The organism is Arcticibacter sp. MXS-1, assembly GCF_041902385.1.
In the GTDB taxonomy this organism is placed as follows: Bacteria; Bacteroidota; Bacteroidia; order Sphingobacteriales; family Sphingobacteriaceae; genus Arcticibacter.
Genome location: NZ_CP169244.1, coordinates 3,808,125 through 3,825,881 on the forward strand (window position 1 = coordinate 3,808,125; position 17,757 = coordinate 3,825,881).

The 17,757-nt window shown below is 49.5% G+C and carries 13 protein-coding genes; 8 read left to right on the top strand and 5 right to left on the bottom strand.

Annotated features, from left to right (window positions below):
* Positions 1-319: 319 nt before the first annotated feature.
* The gene (locus ACES2C_RS16515) at positions 320-961 is read right to left on the bottom strand and encodes an RNA-binding domain-containing protein (protein ID WP_374164171.1); all 642 of its coding nucleotides are present in this window, start codon (positions 959-961) and stop codon (positions 320-322) included.
* 21 nt (positions 962-982) lie between these two features.
* A complete protein-coding gene (locus tag ACES2C_RS16520) occupies positions 983-1,462 on the bottom strand; it encodes a DUF4442 domain-containing protein (protein WP_374164172.1) in 480 nt (159 codons plus the stop codon).
* A gap of 195 nt (positions 1,463-1,657) precedes the next feature.
* Between ACES2C_RS16520 and ACES2C_RS16525 the strand changes: the two genes are divergently transcribed.
* From ACES2C_RS16525 to ACES2C_RS16560, 8 genes are all read left to right on the top strand, one after another.
* Positions 1,658-1,921: a hypothetical protein gene (locus ACES2C_RS16525; RefSeq protein ID WP_374164173.1), complete on the top strand. Its 264-nt coding sequence runs from the start codon at positions 1,658-1,660 to the stop codon at positions 1,919-1,921.
* 357 nt (positions 1,922-2,278) lie between these two features.
* Positions 2,279-2,812, top strand: a complete 534-nt coding sequence (locus ACES2C_RS16530) for a DUF2911 domain-containing protein (RefSeq protein ID WP_374164174.1) — start codon at positions 2,279-2,281, stop codon at positions 2,810-2,812.
* Positions 2,813-3,262: 450 nt separating this feature from the next.
* Complete coding sequence (locus ACES2C_RS16535) at positions 3,263-5,728, top strand: PIG-L family deacetylase (protein WP_374164175.1); 2,466 nt, start codon at positions 3,263-3,265, stop codon at positions 5,726-5,728.
* Positions 5,729-5,828: 100 nt separating this feature from the next.
* Positions 5,829-7,541 (top strand): sodium:solute symporter, encoded by a 1,713-nt coding sequence (locus tag ACES2C_RS16540; RefSeq protein ID WP_374164176.1) that lies wholly within the window; start codon positions 5,829-5,831, stop codon positions 7,539-7,541.
* A 598-nt stretch (positions 7,542-8,139) separates the two neighbouring features.
* Entirely contained in the window at positions 8,140-9,039 is a 900-nt protein-coding gene (gene hemF, locus ACES2C_RS16545; RefSeq protein ID WP_374164177.1) for an oxygen-dependent coproporphyrinogen oxidase, read from the top strand.
* A 333-nt stretch (positions 9,040-9,372) separates the two neighbouring features.
* Positions 9,373-11,985 (top strand): DNA gyrase subunit A, encoded by a 2,613-nt coding sequence (gene gyrA / locus ACES2C_RS16550; protein ID WP_374164178.1) that lies wholly within the window; start codon positions 9,373-9,375, stop codon positions 11,983-11,985.
* A 10-nt stretch (positions 11,986-11,995) separates the two neighbouring features.
* Positions 11,996-13,108: a tetratricopeptide repeat protein gene (locus ACES2C_RS16555; RefSeq protein ID WP_374164179.1), complete on the top strand. Its 1,113-nt coding sequence runs from the start codon at positions 11,996-11,998 to the stop codon at positions 13,106-13,108.
* Positions 13,109-13,112: 4 nt separating this feature from the next.
* A complete protein-coding gene (locus ACES2C_RS16560; protein WP_374164180.1) occupies positions 13,113-14,282 on the top strand; it encodes a tetratricopeptide repeat protein in 1,170 nt (389 codons plus the stop codon).
* Positions 14,283-14,856: 574 nt separating this feature from the next.
* Here ACES2C_RS16560 and ligD read toward each other — a convergent pair.
* Genes ligD through ACES2C_RS16575 form a run of 3 tightly spaced genes read right to left on the bottom strand, consistent with a single transcriptional unit; the run spans position 14,857 to position 17,756 of the window.
* Positions 14,857-16,281 carry a non-homologous end-joining DNA ligase gene (gene ligD / locus ACES2C_RS16565; protein WP_374164181.1) on the bottom strand — a complete coding sequence of 475 codons (1,425 nt, stop codon included), beginning with the start codon at positions 16,279-16,281 and terminating at the stop codon, positions 14,857-14,859.
* Between the two features lie 11 nt (positions 16,282-16,292).
* Positions 16,293-16,985 carry a DNA polymerase ligase N-terminal domain-containing protein gene (locus tag ACES2C_RS16570; RefSeq protein WP_374164182.1) on the bottom strand — a complete coding sequence of 231 codons (693 nt, stop codon included), beginning with the start codon at positions 16,983-16,985 and terminating at the stop codon, positions 16,293-16,295.
* On the bottom strand, positions 16,986-17,756 hold the full coding sequence (locus ACES2C_RS16575; RefSeq protein WP_374164183.1) for a Ku protein: 771 nt from the start codon (positions 17,754-17,756) through the stop codon (positions 16,986-16,988).
* Position 17,757 lies beyond the last annotated feature (1 nt).

Consider the following 17,757-nt stretch of genomic DNA (forward strand, 5'->3'; position numbering starts at 1 on the left):
TTTTTATTTAACTTTAACTTAATTCGTTACCCTTAAACCTAAGCTAATGGCTTATTACCTGCTAACCGGCCTTTTGTATCTCGCTTATGTAAGCTTGACAAGTACCAAGGAAGAAATACAAGAATTAATAAATTCCACAGAGAAGTGTTCTTTAGGCAAAACTGTCGGATATATGGTTTTGTTCCTTATCATATGCTTTACCGTTACCACCTGGCCCTATTCCATCTACAGGAATCTTACAGACTCTTAGAGCGAAGGGTCTGAGGCGAGCCGGTCTCTCTGCGGAGGCTCCGGTCAACCAGTCCGTGCTTTTTTTTGTCTACGAAGCGGTGTAAAACTCTTCTTTTTCTGTGGTATGGACGCGGATAAGGCCCGACAGGACCAGGTTAACCAGTATCCGCTGCGCTCTGCGCCTCGAAAGGTTCAGCATCTTGCTGTATTCACGGGCTGTAATCCGCTCGTTCGTGTCTAAATACTCAAGCAGGGCTTTTTCTTTACTTGAATATTCAATCAGTACGCCTTCGTCTTTCGCATCGGCTTTTAGCACGTCGACTACAATCTTGCTGGCCAGCAGGCTTTTGTCCTTTACCCGTATGTAGACCCACCATTTGTTATCCTCACCGAGCGCATAGTGGGGCTTCATGTCACTTTCCTTGATTTCGGCAACCAGCACGATCTTGTCGTCCATATACACTTCCTCAAAGGTTGGCTCAAGGGCAGGACGGCAATAAAAATGGGCGGCCTTGGTGAGCATGTATTTTTCTTCATCTTCCGATCTCACCCCTTTTACTTCTCCATTATCGGCTACCCCGATCAGTAACCTTCCGCCTTTGTTGTTTGCAAATGCCACAAGGGTCTTGGCTATCTTTGAACAGGAAGTAATGGTTTTCTTAAAATCTAAAGAAACTTCTTCGCCTTCTAAAATTAGCTGCCTGATATGGTAGGGCTTCAATCGATTCATTTACAGATAAAATAAGTAACATTAGGCGGTTTCTGTTTTAACGTTGTGAAGTTTACGTACGTAAACCACGCTCTCTACAGACGCGCACAGCTCCCCCTGCTTGTCCACAATAGCAACAGGATGGCTTTTTACATACTTCCCTTCGGTGTCAAGCGCCAGGCAGGCTTCATCCAGAACGGCCTCCGATAGTTCGACCCGGAAATACAAAGCAGTCATGCCCGGCTTCAGATAGTCAATTTCTGCTGCTTTTTGCCATACCAGCGTTTTATAGCCCCTCTTTAGCAGCGCCTGATGAAACAGAACGGCATAAAAAGGATCAGCTGCGCTATAGATCGTTCCGCCGAATATAGAACGGTTGTAATTGATATTTAATATGCTTTTGCAAATTTTAACGTCAACCGATCTGAAGTCTCTGCCGATATTTTTTACCCAGATCCGCTGCAGCAGAAGTGGCGGATAAAACCGAAGCACCCACTTTAATGTCCTTTCCGATACCAGCATTCCTGATTGGTATTATTGTTGCAGTAATAAAATTGCATGAGCCAGGCTCATACAAAGAGACGATTGTAATTTAAAGGCCCCTGCTTGCCCTAAAGCACGGCTCAGCTTCCGTTTAAATAGAAAGAACGCTGATCAGGTGCTGGTAATGACAAACATTCATTGAACCAAACGAACAATAATAACAATAAAAAACCTATGAAAACAAAAGCGCTTAAAATTGCCATTGCGGCCTGTCTGACCTTCTCGCTTGCTTCGTGTGGCGGCAATGGTACCCGTAATGCAGACCAGGAAGGCGACACGACTCTTACTGATTCGCCAAACAATACACAGGTAGAAGGCACTGATACTATGATGACCGACACGGCAGCTACGGGACAGGCGCCCGGAGGAGCTGTAGGTCCGGAAGGGCAGGGGGCCACTACCGATACCACCTCAAGATCAAGCATGCCAGCCCACTAGGGAAACTTGCTCCGCAGGCGGCACTCTGCCCAACCGCTTCAGGAATTTATGCCCGGAAGAAAGAATGGTCTCTTCCGGGCTTTTTATGTTAAGGAAGTCTTATGCGAGAGGGATCAGCCTCCTGGCTGACCGTATTGCTCCGCGAAAAGCTTGTGAAGTTGTAGCAGCAATGCGTGCGCACTACCTCTGCAGCGGCCATTTACGTTCAGACCTTCGGCAGAAGCATCCTTAAACGCCCTCCACGAAGAGCAATGCATGCAAACCGAACGTTTCTCCCGACGGCGGAAACGCAAATTGACTTTCAGGGAAAATTGCTAAATTGCGACAACAACTAATTCTACAAAAACAACGAAAAAAATGAAAAAGCCAGTTTTATTACAGCTGAATGCTCTGAGTATCCTTCTTCTGACATTCTTCTTTTCCAGCGCAGCTTTTGCTCAGCAAGGCAAGCCTGTAGCCAGTCCCCGCGACAGCGTGAGTGGCAAAATCGGTACTGCGAAGGTGGAAATTAACTACGGAAGTCCCTCTGTGAAAGGCCGGCAGATCTGGGGAGGCCTTGAAAGCTACGGGAAGGTATGGAGAGCCGGTGCAAACGGCGCCACAACTTTTACGACCGACAAGGATGTGACGGTTGAAGGCAAGCGTCTGCCCGCAGGTTCTTATGCTTTCTTTGTTATTCCTCAGGAGGGAAATCAGCCCTGGACGGTTATCTTTAATAAGACCGCAAAGCAATGGGGTGCTTATAAATACGACCAGGCGCAGGATGCTCTTCGTGTTTCTGTAAAGCCGAAGAAGGTCAGCGAAGTTCAGGAACAGCTGAAGTATGTGATCACCAGGAAAGGCTTCGAACTAAGATGGGAGCACATTCAGTTGCCCGTTTCTGTAAAATAAATCAATCTTTTAGCTGCAATCGCACAGGCGGCGACCGGGGCAAGCCGGGGGTTCTTTGCCGCTATTGAAAGGCAAAGACACTTTCGCAAAAGGGCTTCAAATGCAGGGCCCTCAAGCGGAAACCCGGGCAAGCTAAAGGTTCTTTACTGCTATTGAAAGACAAAGACATTTTCTCCAACGGATCGGATGTGCTGGCCGCGCAAAGGGGAACGAAAGCAGGCTGAAAGTTTTTTGCAGTTATTAAAAGACAGCGGCCCTTGCACAAAAATCCTTCATCTGCCGGCTGCACAAGCAGAAATGAAAGCAAGCGGAATGTTCTTCCTGCCCGTTGAGGACCGAATGGATTTTCACAAAAATATTACCTGTCTTGCAGGAGCAGATGTCTCGGAAACTTTTTTATTTGCGCCCGCAGTATAGATCCTGCGGGCTTTTTTTAATTCTTACTAAAGTATGTCAATCAGACTGAGATCGCTTTTTCTTTTCCTTGCAATATCATCAACAGCTGCGGCCCAGCAGGTGAGGCCGGCTTCTTCCGTAGAAATACAGCACAAGTTGCTTCAGCTGAACCGCCTGGTCAATGTTCTTTACTTTGCTGCTCACCCCGACGATGAGAATACGCGCCTGCTGGCCTGGCTCGTCAACGATCAGCATGTGCGCACCGCCTATCTCTCCCTCACTCGGGGCGACGGGGGGCAGAACATCCTGGGAAGGGAGCAGGGTGCAGCGCTCGGCCTCATCCGCACCTACGAGCTGCTCGAGGCGAGAAAGATTGACGGAGCGGAGCAGTTCTTTACGAGAGCTGTCGACTTCGGCTTCTCTAAGAACTCTGACGAAACGTTTGAGCACTGGAACCAGGAGCTGCTTACTGAAGATGCAGCCTGGACTATCCGTAGTTTCCGTCCTGATGTTATCATTTGCCGCTTCCCGCCCGACTACCGCGCCGGCCATGGGCAGCATGCTGCTTCTGCTATTATTGCTGCTAAAGCCTTTCTGGCCGCGGGCAATAAAGATGCGTTTAAGGCGCAGCTTCAGTCGCTGAGCGTATGGCAGCCGAGGCGGATCTTACTAAACACCTATCGCTTCGGCAGCAATAACACCACGGCCGAGTCGCAGTTTAAGGTCGCTACCGGACAGTATAAGCCGCAGATTGGAATGGGCTACAGTGAACTGGCGGGCAAAAGCAGGAGTGTGCACCGCAGTCAGGGCGCTGGCACCCCTTCAGTGCCGGGCATCCAGACCGAGTATTTCGCCCTGGTAGACGGCGAACCGCTTTCCTCCAGCTTATTCGACGGCATCGATATCACCTGGAACAGGGTGGGCAGAAAAGACATAGGCGACCACCTTAGCCGGATCATTGCAAGCTTTGACTATACCCGCCCCGATAAAGGTGTGCCTGAACTCCTTAAGCTCCGAAAAGAGATCAGAACGGTGAAGGACAGCTACTGGCGTGCTGAGAAGCTGAACGAGCTTGACCGACTTATTCTGGACTGTGCCGGCTTTATGGCCGAGTTTTACACGGGGCAGCCTGAAGCAGTAGGCGGCGATCGGCTTAGCTTCACTTTTAATGCCATCGCAAGATCGGAAACGCCCGTCAGCCTGGAATCCCTCAAGTGGCCGGGGCGATCTGAGTCGCTTCGCAAAACGCTAGGGAATGACCTGCTGTTCAGCGCCTCTTACTCCCTCGATTTGCCTGCTAATGCACCTGTTTCTGAACCGTACTGGCTGAGCAGGCCTGGGAAGGATCCCTTCCATTATTATGCGCCTTCAGACAGCATCCGCGGTCTTCCCGAGGCTCCAAATGAGCTCGCGGCATCGGCAGGCCTCACCATAGGAGATGAACATTTCTCAGTACAAGTGCCACTTTCGTACAAGCGGCTCGACCCCGTCAAGGGCGACATCGCGGAGGCTCTTCGTGTGGTTCCCGCCGTTATCACCAGCTTCACCAATAATCTTCTCGTTGCTAACGATAAGGGAGAGCTGCAGGCAGGTGTCCGACTTCATGCTATGAAGGAGATCACGAATGCCTCCCTGTCGGTTGTCTCCGGCAATCAGGAACTGAGTCGTGTTGCATCTATCAGCCTGAAGGCCAATACCGATACCGTTATTCAGCTTACCATGCGCGCCCCTGCTGTCACTTCGGCAACAAAGGAAAATGCAATACGGGCAGTGGTTAAGGCAGGTGGAAATGAGTTTTCCCGGGCGCAGCACCTCATTCATTATGATCATATACCAACCCTGCAGTACTTTACCCCGGCAGAGGCAAAGGTCTTGTCGAAGAACTGGAAAGTGACTGTAAAGAAGATCGGATACATAGAGGGCGCGGGAGATTATACAGCCGATTTCCTGCGCCTCGCAGGACTTGAAGTGACGGTTTTGAAAGACGAAGATTTCGCATCCGCTGCCAGTCTCGCTCAGTACGACGCTATTGTGACCGGCGTAAGAGCGGTAAATACCGAAAAGAGGATGAGTTACTGGCTGCCTGTGCTTCATCAGTACGTGCGGAACGGCGGCACACTGGTCATGCAATACAATACCCTGCAGGATTTATCAACCAGGCAGATAGGTCCTTATCCTTTTGAGCTTGCTAACCTGAGGGTGACAGAGGAGGATGCTGATGTAACTTTGACCGACCCCGCCCACCGGCTGTTCAATTACCCCAACAAGATAAGTAAGGACGATTTTGCGGGATGGGTACAGGAGCGGGGATTATACTTTCCGGGTACCTGGGACAGCCACTACCAGACCCTTTTCTCCATGCACGACAAGGGCGAAGAGGCGTTGAAGGGAAGTACCTTATACACCCCTTACGGCAAGGGTCACTACATTTACACGAGCCTGGCTTTCTTCAGGCAGCTTCCCGCAGGAAACAGAGGAGCTGTGAGATTGCTGATGAACATGTTATCGGTTGGAAAATGACGCCTTCAGAAAAGCACGACTGGAAATATTGGTACCTGGCGGTTCTGCTGTTCCTGGTCCTGCAGATCTTGTTGTATTACTGGTTCACTAAGCACTGGTCATGAGCCTGACAGACTGGATCGTTCTGCTTTTAACACTCACACTGATCGTGATCTACGGCCTCTATAAAGGACGTAATCAGGAAGACGCGCAGTCGTATCTCCTGGCCGACAAGAAAATGCCCTGGTACGTAGTGCTTTTAGGCATCATGGCCACGCAGGCGAGTGCTATTACCTTTATCTCGGCACCGGGCCAGGCATACGTGGACGGGATGAGGTTTGTGCAGTATTACTTCGGTCTGCCCATTGCCATGATCGTCATCTGCATCACCTTTATTCCCGTCTTCCAGCGACTCAATGTCTATACGGCTTATGAGTACCTCGAGCTGCGTTTCGACCGGAGGATGCGCCTTACTACCGCCGTCCTGTTCCTCTTTTCGCGGGCGTTGTCCACCGGCATCAGTATTTATGCTCCGTCTATCATCCTCTCCAGTATCCTGGGCTGGAACATCTACCTGACCACGCTGGTCATGGGTGGTTTGCTTATTATTTACACTTGTGCCGGAGGGGCCGAGGCCGTGGCGCACACCCAGAAGCTTCAGTTTTTAATCATCCTGGCGGGCATGGCACTCACGGCCTGGCTCCTCGTCGGGAAGCTGCCCGAAGGTATGGGACTGCGCGACGCGCTCTACCTCAGTGGCAAATCGGGAAAGCTAAACGTGATCACCACCGGCTTTGACTGGAAAGATAAGTACAACATCTGGAGCGGCGTAATCGGCGGGTTTTTTCTGGCCCTGTCTTACTTTGGCACCGACCAGAGTCAGGTAGGCCGCTACATCACAGCCCGCGACACCCGCATGGCGCGGATGGGACTTTTGCTGAACGGCGTGGTAAAAGTGCCCATGCAGTTCGCCATCCTGCTGATCGGAGCCCTGCTCTTTGCTTTTTATACCTTTAATCCGGCTCCCTTGTATTTTAACGAGGTATCGTACCGCGCCCTGCAGCGTGCTCAGCCGCAAAAGACCGAACAAATACAGCGCTTATATCAGCATACACAGGAGCAGTACCGGCAGTCGGCCCTGGCCCTGGGGAAGAGCCGTCCCGACGGCGAGGGGAACGCCGAAGCGTTGTCTGACTTTCAGCACGCGCGGGGAGTTGTGGATTCCCTGAGAACCGAGGTCAGGGAGCTTATTCTGTCTAACGGTATTGGTACCGACGCCAATGACACCAACTACATCTTTTTGTATTTCGTAAAAAATACGCTTCCCCCCGGGCTGGTAGGCTTGCTCTTTGCCATCATTTTCCTTGCCTCCTGGGGCTCTGTTTCGGCCGCGCTCAACTCGCTGGCAGCCTCCTCACTGATGGACCTGCAGAGGCTCGACAAGAATGAGACCTGCACAGGAAAGCAGCAGATCTTATACGGGCGGCTGCATACGCTGTTCTGGGGAGTGCTGGGCATTGCTGTTGCCATGTTTGCCACGCGCATGGGGTCGCTCATCGAGGCCGTGAACGTCCTGGGATCGCTCTTCTATGGCACCATTCTGGGCATTTTCCTGGTCGCCCTTTACATGAAACGCATCAATGGTACCAGCGTCTTCCTCGCTGCCGTGGTCACCGAAGGGGCGGTCTTGCTCATCTATTGGGCTGACGTTGTATCCTTCCTCTGGCTCAACGTAGTCGGCGCCCTGCTCGTGCCTCTGATCAGCGGGCTGCTTTTCTTCTTCCAGAGAACCCTCCCGGACCCGCCTTCACAGAAAGCAATGAAAGCCGACTGAAGCGCCTTTGCTGTTCATAAAGAACAGTTAATCTTTCGGGAAGTACTCTCATGACTCGCCTTCACAAAATGCAATGAAAGCGGACTGAGGGTTTTTTGCGACGCTTAAGGAACGCGTAGTTTTTTAAGAAGCTTCCTTACGAGTCGCCTTCACAAAAGGAAATGAAAGCGGATTGAGGGTCTCCTGCAACATAGCACGAACCTGCAGGCTTTCAGGGAACTGCTGGAGCAAGACGGAATCGAACTGGATATGACGGTCTTCTTTTTTGCCGGAAGGGCAAGCAAGTATTCACAACAAACATCCAGGACCTGCGCGTTCAAACGAAATTAAAAGTCGAATGAATACTCTTTCTGCCCTTTTAACTTAGCGAAACGATCGCACTAACCCCTTTTGAGATTCAGTTACAAACCTCAATAAACCAAGTGAAGCAGTCACATTGAGGTAGTCTGAAAAACTATTTATGATGTCAGTAACGCAAACAGACTCCCAGAAATTGCATTTACAAAGCCAGGCTCAGGAGAGGACGAACGCCCTGCGGCAACTCTCCCTGCCCTCAAAAAAAGCAATAACATGTTAGCAAAAAAGCGATCTTTGCAAAATGATTGACAAGCAAGAAATCGCAGCACAATACCAGGAGATTCAGGATGAAATTTGTCGCGGCCTCGAGCAGCTCGATGGTACCGGAAGGTTTGAAGAGGAGATCTGGCAGCGCGAAGGCGGTGGCGGAGGCCGTACGCGCATCATCCAGAACGGCACCGTACTCGAGAAAGGAGGGGTCAACTTCTCTGCTGTGTTTGGAAAGCTTCCCGAGCCTGTTAAACGCTCATTTAAAGTGGAATCCGACGATTTCTTCGCTACAGGAGTTTCCATTGTCATTCATCCCAATCATCCTCTTGTGCCTATCATCCATATGAACATCCGTTATTTCGAGATGAATGAAGAGGTCCGCTGGTTCGGCGGGGGGATCGATTTAACGCCCCACTACGTGTACGAAGAGGATGCACGCTATTTTCACACTCATCTGAAGTCCGTGTGCGACCGCTTTTCCCCCTCGTTTTATCCGCGGTTCAAAGAGTGGGCCGACGATTACTTCTTCATCAGGCACCGCAGCGAGACCCGCGGTATTGGCGGTATTTTCTACGACCGGCTTAATCCCGTTACGGCCGGAGTCGGTTGGAACGAGATTTTTGAGTTCTCTAAAGCGGTTGGCCGAAGCTTTGTGCCCGTCTATACAGAGCTTGTTAACCGTCACCGAAATGAAGATTTTAGCGAGCAGCAGAAGCAATGGCAGTACCAGCGCCGCAGCCGCTACGCAGAATTTAACCTGGTCTATGACGCAGGAACCAAGTTCGGACTCGAGACCAACGGTCGCATTGAGTCCATTCTTATGAGTCTTCCCCCGCAGGCAAATTGGGTATACAATTTCAGTCCCGTGCCCGGAAGTGAGGAAGAGAAGACCTTGCAGCTCCTGAAGAAAGGGATCGACTGGGCAAAATAGGAGAACGCAAGGCTATGGCCCGCTAGTCCGGACCAGAGCTGGGCCGCTTCAGTATCGCTTCAGAATATCTTCATACTCGGAGTGAGTCCGGGTTGAGTGCGGGTCGAGTGCGGATTGACTGCGGTTTTTTTCCTGAATAATCCGCAGTCAACCCGCACGGACTCCTCACGGACCCCGCAGGCAGAACGACTGAAAAGAACTACTGAAACGTTCATGGTATAGTCCGTTCCCGTGGCATATTGTTAGCAGTTTGTGCCCGATAATCCGCATAATTTCTTATCTTCGCCCAGCTCTTTACAAGAGCTTTTGTATTTAATTTAGCAACTTCAAACGATGGCTGAAGAAACAGAAAATGGGAATTTAGAACCTGCTAACAATCGCATCATACCTATCAACATAGAAGAGGAAATGAAATCGGCATACATCGACTATTCGATGTCTGTAATCGTTTCCCGTGCACTTCCGGATGTTCGTGACGGACTGAAGCCAGTTCACCGGCGCGTACTTTACGGAATGCTCGACCTTGGCGTAACCAGTGGTAAACCTTATAAGAAGTCTGCCCGTATTGTGGGAGACGTATTAGGAAAGTATCACCCTCATGGCGACTCGTCTGTCTATGGCACAATGGTCCGTATGGCGCAGGAGTGGAGCCTTCGCTACCCTCTTGTTGACGGTCAGGGAAATTTCGGTTCTGTTGACGGTGATGAGCCGGCGGCAATGCGTTATACAGAAGCACGTCTGAAGAAGATTGCCGAGGAGATGCTGGCCGACATCAACAAGGACACCATCGACTACCAGCTTAACTTTGACGACTCGCTGGAAGAGCCTACCGTGCTGCCTACCAAGATCCCGAACCTGCTGGTGAACGGAGCTTCTGGTATTGCCGTGGGTATGGCAACCAACATGGCCCCCCATAACCTGAACGAGGTGATCAATGCCACTGTTGCTTATATTGACGACCGCGACATTGAGGTGTCGGGACTTATGCAATATGTAAAGGCGCCCGACTTCCCGACCGGTGGTATCATCTACGGCCATGCGGGAGTGAAGGAAGCTTATGAAACCGGAAGAGGGCGTGTAGTGATGCGCGCTAAAGCGGAGATTGAAACCTTTGGCCATGACCGTGAACGGATCGTCGTTACGGAGATCCCCTACATGGTGAACAAGGCGCAGATGATCGAAACTACTGCAGGTCTGATCAACGATAAGAAGATCGAAGGTATTTCTGAAATCCGTGACGAATCTGACCGCACCGGGATGCGCATCGTGTACGAGATCAAGCGCGACGCGAATTCATCTATTGTACTGAACAACCTTTATAAATATACCGCTCTTCAGAGCTCTTTCAGTATTAATAATATCGCCCTGGTTCATGGCCGGCCGATGCTGCTTAATCTGAAGGACCTGATCAAGCATTTCGTGGATCACCGTCATGAGGTAGTGATCCGCCGTACTCGTTTCGAACTTGCTGAAGCGGAAAAGAGAGCGCACATCCTGGAGGGATTGCTGATCGCCCTCGACCATCTCGACGAGGTGATCAACCTGATCCGCAGCTCGGCAACGCCGGAAGATGCGCGTACCGGCTTGATGGAGCGCTTCGGTCTTTCTGACCTTCAGGCAAGAGCAATCCTCGACATGACCCTGCGCCGTCTGACCGGTCTGGAAAGAGATAAGATCAAGGAAGAATATGCTGAGCTGATGAAGACCATTGAATATTTGAGATCTGTGCTGGCAGACGAAGGTCTCCGGATGAAGATCATCAAAGACGAGCTGCAGGAGATCCTTGAGAAATACGGGGATGAGCGCCGCACCAGTATCGTTCATTCTGCTGAGGATATGCGGATGGAGGACTTCATTGAGGACGAGGAGGTGGTGATCACCATTTCGTACGAAGGCTACATCAAGCGTACTCCGCTTACGGAATACCACCGTCAGGGCCGGGGAGGAAAGGGTTCTCTGGGCTCTAACTCGCGCGACCAGGATTTTATTGAGCATATTGTTATCGCTTCCAACCATAACTATATGCTGTTCTTTACCGAGGCCGGACGTTGTTTCTGGCTGCGGGTATTTGAAGTTCCGGAAGGATCAAGGACCAGCAAGGGAAGGGCGATCCAGAACATCATCAATATCCCTAAGGAGGAGAAGATCAAGGCGTACATTAAGGTGAAGAACCTGAAGGATCAGGATTATCTTGAGAATAACTTCATCATCATGTGTACCCGCAAGGGAACGATCAAGAAAACGTCCCTGGAAGCTTATTCCCGTCCGCGGGCAAATGGTATTAACGCGATCAATATCAACGATGGCGACCAGCTGCTGGAAGCTAACCTGACAGATGGCAGCAGTGAGATCATCATGGCGCTGCGCTCGGGAAGAGCGATCCGCTTTAACGAGTCGACAGTCAGGCCGATGGGACGTACTGCTACCGGGGTGCGGGGTGTAACGCTTGCGCATGATAAGGATGAGGTGATCGGCATGATCAGCATCAACAATCCGGAAGCGACCGTACTGGTGGTGTCAGAAAAGGGATACGGCAAGCGTACTCATCTGGAAGATTACCGCGTGACCAACCGCGGTGGAAAGGGCGTGAAGACCATCAACGTGACGGACAAGACCGGAGAACTGGTTGCGATCAAAGACGTGACGGATACAGACGACCTGATGATCATCAACCGCTCGGGTATCGTCATTCGTATTGCCATCGGAGAACTGAGGGTAATGGGAAGAGCAACGCAGGGAGTCCGTCTTATTTCACTCAAGGGTGATGATGCGATCGCTTCTATTGCCAAAGTTGAACATGAGGAAGAAGCAGAGACGGCCGAAGTGCTGAACGAAGTGGAGGAACTTGCTTCGGAAGCAGATCTGGAGCCGGAAGAGGAGATCGATGAGACGGAAGAATCAAATGAAGATGAGGATACGAATTCTGATGATGATTCGTTAGAATAACAGAATACTTATGAGAAAGTCGCTTTTATTACTTGTACTATCTGGCTTTTTTGTGAATGTTGCGTTTGGTCAGACTATGACCAAAGAGGCGATGAACAATTTCGCCCTGTATACCAGTAGGGGCGACTTTTCTTTCCTCGAAAAGGCAAAGAAGGCAATTGATGACGCGTACAAGACTAAAAAGGACTCCTTCAGTTATAAAAACAACCTGATCAGGAGCCTGGTCTACTCATCGCTTGCTTATTCTGATTCAACCCGCAAGCTCAGCTATGCCAAGGATCCCATTGAGGAGACATCGTTCTCTTTCAATCGGTTAAAAAATCCGAAGCTGAATGATGAACATAAGCCGGAACTGGATTTTGTAAAAACGCAGCTGGCAAAGGCCTGGCTGATCAGGGCCAATAAGGCACTAGCCTCTTACAGTTATCAGGAAGCGTATAATGCGTACCTCTTTGTTGATTCACTTAACTCTGATAACGATATCCTGGTAAAACATAATCTTGCTTTACTGAGCGAGAAGCTGGGCTACTCGGCCAGGGCCATCTACTATTACGAGCAGCTGATAGCTGATAACAGAAGATCTTTGCCTGACTATTACCTGGCGCTCTCTAATCTTTACGAGTCGCGGAACAGCAACCGCTCTCTGGAAATATTGCAGGAGGGAAGGAGGGTGTTTCCGGGAAACAAGGACCTGCTCTTTAAGATGATCAATATGTACGCGGATAACGGTTCTTATTCGATGGTGGAAACGGTTGTGGCCGACGCATTGAGGATGGATCCGGATAATCCTGAGCTGAACTACCTGGCGGGGTTCTCTTATGACGTGCTGGGACGAAAGGCGAAGGCCGAGGATTATTACAAAAAGGTGATTAACCTGGAGTATAATAACTATGAAGGCAACTACTCACTCGGGCTGCTTTATCTCGACCGGTATATCAAGTCGAATAATAATAAGGAGACGAATCTGAATCTGGCAAAAAAATACCTTACTTTGGCAGGTGAAATAAATCCGAATTCGGTGAACGTTCTGAAGTCGCTGGCTGTTTTATATAATACGTCGGGCGACATGATAGAGCTCGAAAAGGTAAACGATAAACTCAAGCAATTTATTCTAATAAACTAAATATATGAACACAAAGTCGCTTTTATTTGCGCTTGCGATAACAGGAATGTCTATTTCTGCTTTTGCGCAAAAATCAGCAGTAAATTCTGCTAAATCCGATTACGAGAGTTATTCTACATTGAGAGGCGCGTCTCCTCAGCTGGCAGTGCCCAAGCTGAAATCAGCAAAGGAATCAATAGACAAGGCTGTATTACATGAAAAGACAAAAGCAGATCCGACAGCCTGGGCTTACCGTGCTTTGATCTATGCTGACCTGGCTGTTGCCGATTCTACGTCTGCATCAGAGCAGCTTTCTGCTGAAGCGCTTACTTCTCTTAACAAAGCGAAAGAACTTGATAACGGAGGTACGCAGAAAGAAAATCTGCAGAGAGCGACTGCTTTACTTTCTCAGGGCCAGCTGGTAAAGGGAAAGAATTTCTATGACAAACAACAGTTTGCCGAGGCTTACAAGGAATTCAACAAGGGACTTCAATACAATCCTGGTGATACTACCCTCAATTATGCTGCTGCTATTTCTGCGATGTATGCAAAGGATAATGCGGCTGCTATTGAACGCTTCAAGGCTTTATTGCCTACTAATTATTCTTCACTTGAAAATGTTTATTCTAACCTGTCTGTATTATACATGCAACAGGGGGATACTACAAATGCAATTAAGATTGCAGGTGAAGGTGCTGCTAAATTTCCCAAAAGCTCTGACCTGGCTACCAGAGAGATTGAGCTTAGCCTGATGAGCGGCAAGCAGAAAGAAGTGATCACCAAGATCAACGAACAGGCTGCAAAAGAACCAAACAACAAGCTGTATCCGTTCTACCTCGGTATTGCATACAATGCAGCAAATGATAATGCAAAGGCAGAAGAGGCTTACAAGAAAGCGATTGCTTTAGATCCTAACTACAGCGATGCTTATATCAACCTCGGTGGTCTGATCATGAACAACGGAATTGAAATCTATAACAAGGCTAACAAGCTTCCAAGCAACAAGCAGGCAGAGTATGCTTCAACTATGAAGAAAGCTCAGGCAGAGTTCGACAGAGCTTTACCTTTCCTTGAAAAGTCAGTTGAGCTGAATCCGAAATCAGAGCTTGCGCTGAAGAACCTTAAGACTTATTATACCATCAAGAATAACAAGGCTAAGATCGACGAAATTGACGCGAAGATCAAAGCTCTTTAATTTGGTTCACCCATAGCAAAAAGGAAGCCTGCTGAGTAAACTCAGCAGGCTTTTCTGTTTATATCTGTCTGCCTTGTAAAGACCGTAATGGGCAATAGGGGCCTTGAAACGCTTTTTGCGGCCTGGACCTGTCTTTACCCCGATATTCCTTAAGCAGCAATACGGAGGCATTGAGACTCCGGACCCAAGCGCTCGTTTTCATTTTCCAGACAAATGGTAAGCAGCAATACGGAGGCATTGAGACTCCGGACCCAAGCGCTCGTTTTCATTTTCCAGACAAATGGTAAGCTGCAATATGGAGGCATTGAGACTCCGGCCCCAAGCGCCCGTTTTCATTTTGCAGACAAATGGTAAGCAGCAATACGGGGGCATTGAGACTCCGGCCCCAAGCGCCCGTTTTCATTTTGCATGCAAATTGTAAGCAGCAATATGGCCGTAGGGAGCAAGTAAAACCATCGGTACAAATCAAATAGAATGAGGCAATAAACTGCGACATGGACGTATTGAGCCCGCCCTACGAGTGGGCGGGAACGGGAATGTCAACGTATGGCAGGAGGGACGCAGTCAGCGTTACTTACAGGCTTGCCAATTTTTCCAGGGCCTTTTTCAAGTCTGTTTTTTCGCTTGTAATGTCTTTCCAAAGGTCACCTTTCTCCTTCAGCCGCTCCATGGTGTTGAATATGGTGTATTTGCGGATGTCGAGATCTCCATTTACCTCATTCCATTCCAATGGCGTAGAGACGGTGGCTCCTGGCTTTGGGCGGCAGGAGTAAGGTGCTGCAATGGTTTGTCCCCGCCGGTTTTGCAGAAAGTCCAGGTAGATCTTTTTCTTCCTCTTTGAAGGACTCCTTTCGAGACTGGTTGTTTCAGGGTGCTGCTGGTTGATGATCTGCCCGAGGTAGTGGACGAAGTTCTTAACCACCTCGTACTCGTACTTGGCGCCCAGATGCATAAAAATATGAAGGCCGCGCGAGCCCGAAGTCTTGATATAAGGACGTATGTTCATCTGCTGGAGCATGTCTCTGGCGGTAAGCGCTACCTGAACCACCTGGTTAAAGTCGTCCACATCATTCGGATCAAGGTCCATCACGGCAAACACGGGCTTATCGGTCTTCTTGTACGTACTAAGCCAGGGGTTGATTTCGATGCAGCCCAGGTTCACCATCCAAAGGAGGGTTGGCAGATCATTGCATATCAGGTAATCAATATTTTTATCGTTGCTCTCTGAGTACAAAGGCGCATACTTGATCCAGGAGGGGATCTGTTCCACATCGAGATCCTTTTGAAAAAAGCCGGGTGCATCGATCCCGTTAGGATGACGGTTAAGCGACAAAGGGCGGTCTTTTAGATAGGGAAGAAGGTAAGGCGCCACTTCACGGTAATAGTCGAGCAGCTCTCCTTTGCTGATCTTTTCCTTTTTCCAGTAGAGCTTGTCGAGGTGCGTGAGCTTGACGGTCTTCTTCCCGAATTTCTCTTCCTGCTCGTCAGCCTTTTTATCTGGTGTGCCGGAACTGCCGGCCTGTTTCTTTTTTGTAGCGGCAGGAGGAGCGTCCCGAACGCCTGCTTTTTGATCCTTCATTTTAGTAGCCCTTATTTCTTTCCATACAGATGCGTCAGCTGGTTCGCCATACCGTGACGAAACATCTTTAACAATCATGGCTTTCCATTTGTCCTTTCTCAGCTGCGGCAGGGCGCTCTCTATACTTCCCTGAACGTGGGAATGATAAACAACGTGACTGCTTTTTATCCCTTTGAGGAAGGCATTTAACAGATCTTTGCGCTTGTTCAGCTCGAGTGTGCGTATGTCGTTCTCGTTTAGCTCGATCATGTCAAATGCGTGCAGCACAGGGTTTTTGGTGTTAGTCGGTACGATGACGCCGTCTATAACGGCGGTGTCACGCACACCCCGCAGCGTTTCAGCAAGAGCAGGATACCGATCGCTGATGTCCGACTGATCTTCGTCCAGAAGCCAGCCGTTCTTTCCTGTTCTGGCGAGCACGCGATGGCCTGTTAATTTCTCTTCAAAGAGCCAGTTGTTCCCTTGAGGCACAAACCCAGCAGGAGCGGGGCTAACCGGCTGGAAGGAGTAGGTTGGTCTTTCTGGTTCCGTTTCTGCCAGTGCCTTTGCGCGCCTGGATTTTTTTTGCGTTCAATTCCCTCTCGTTTGACCGCTTCTGGTACAAGGTTCTCACTGTCAAATTTCTGGTCCACGGCATATTCATCGCGATGTTTGATGAGCAGCCAGGAGTTTTCCTCATTGTCTTTAATCTTCACCAGAGCAAATTCGCCCTTCAGAATCTTGCCGTGCAGCTTAAACTTCAGATTGCCGCTGTAGAGGCCTTTCTTGAGCTCCTTTTCGTCACTGCCGCCGGAAATGGCTTCGTAGGTGCCTTCGTCAAAGATCGTGACGACACCTGCTCCATAGTTCCCTTCAGGAATGGTGCCTTCAAAGGTGCGGTAGCTGTAGGGGTGGTCTTCTACCATCATAGCCAGCCGCTTGTCTTTGGGATTGAGGGAGGGGCCTTTCGGTACCGCCCAGCTTTTCAGCACGCCTTCCAGCTCGAGGCGGAAATCGTAATGCAGATGTGAAGCATGATGGCGCTGAACAACGAAGCGAAGTGTGCCTTTGTCTTTGTTGGTACCCGACTTCGGCTCTGACGTTTCTTTGAAGTTTCGCTTCTTAACGTACTCTTTTAGTCCCATTTACGCACCCTTTCTTGTATTGAGGCTTTGCATCAGCTGTTCGTACAGATCGTCTCCGGCCGCCTTGGCAGGCTTCAGCTTCTTGATAGTAGGCCGCTTGCCTTTGGCTTTTGCCTGTATGATCTTCATCAGCTCATGATGGTATTCGTCTTTAAATTTCTCGATTTCAAACTTGCTGCTGTACTGATTGATCAATGCGAGGCCCATGTCGAGTTCTTTTTTGCTGACCGTGACCTCGGCCGGGGAGAGGATCTCCTCAGAAGAACGGATCTCTTCGGCAAAGCGGATCTTGGTAATTACGATCACGTTGTTAACCGGATGAATGATACAGAGATTCTCCGTGCTTCTGAGTACGAAGCGGGCGAGACCTGCTTTCTTCGACTTTTGAAGCGCCCTCATCAAAAGGGCATAGGCCTTACGCCCCTGTGTTTCGGGTTCGGAATAGTACGATGTTTCGTAGTACATAGGGTTTACTTCCTCAATATCGACGAAGTTTTCTATCTCGATCATCTTGCTCTTTTCCGGACTGGCATCCTCAAAGTCTTTGTCCTCCAGGATGACATAGTTGTCCTCAATAGGGTAGCCCTTTACAATTTTATCGTATGGAACCTCTTTCCGGGTTTTCTCGTTGATCCTTTGATAGCGGATCCTTGAGTGATCCCTGCTATCGAGCATATCGAGTCCGAGTGAGCTGTTTTGGACGGCAGAGTACAGCTTGATGGGAATATTGACCAGTCCAAATCCGATAGAGCCTTTCCAGATAGATCTCATA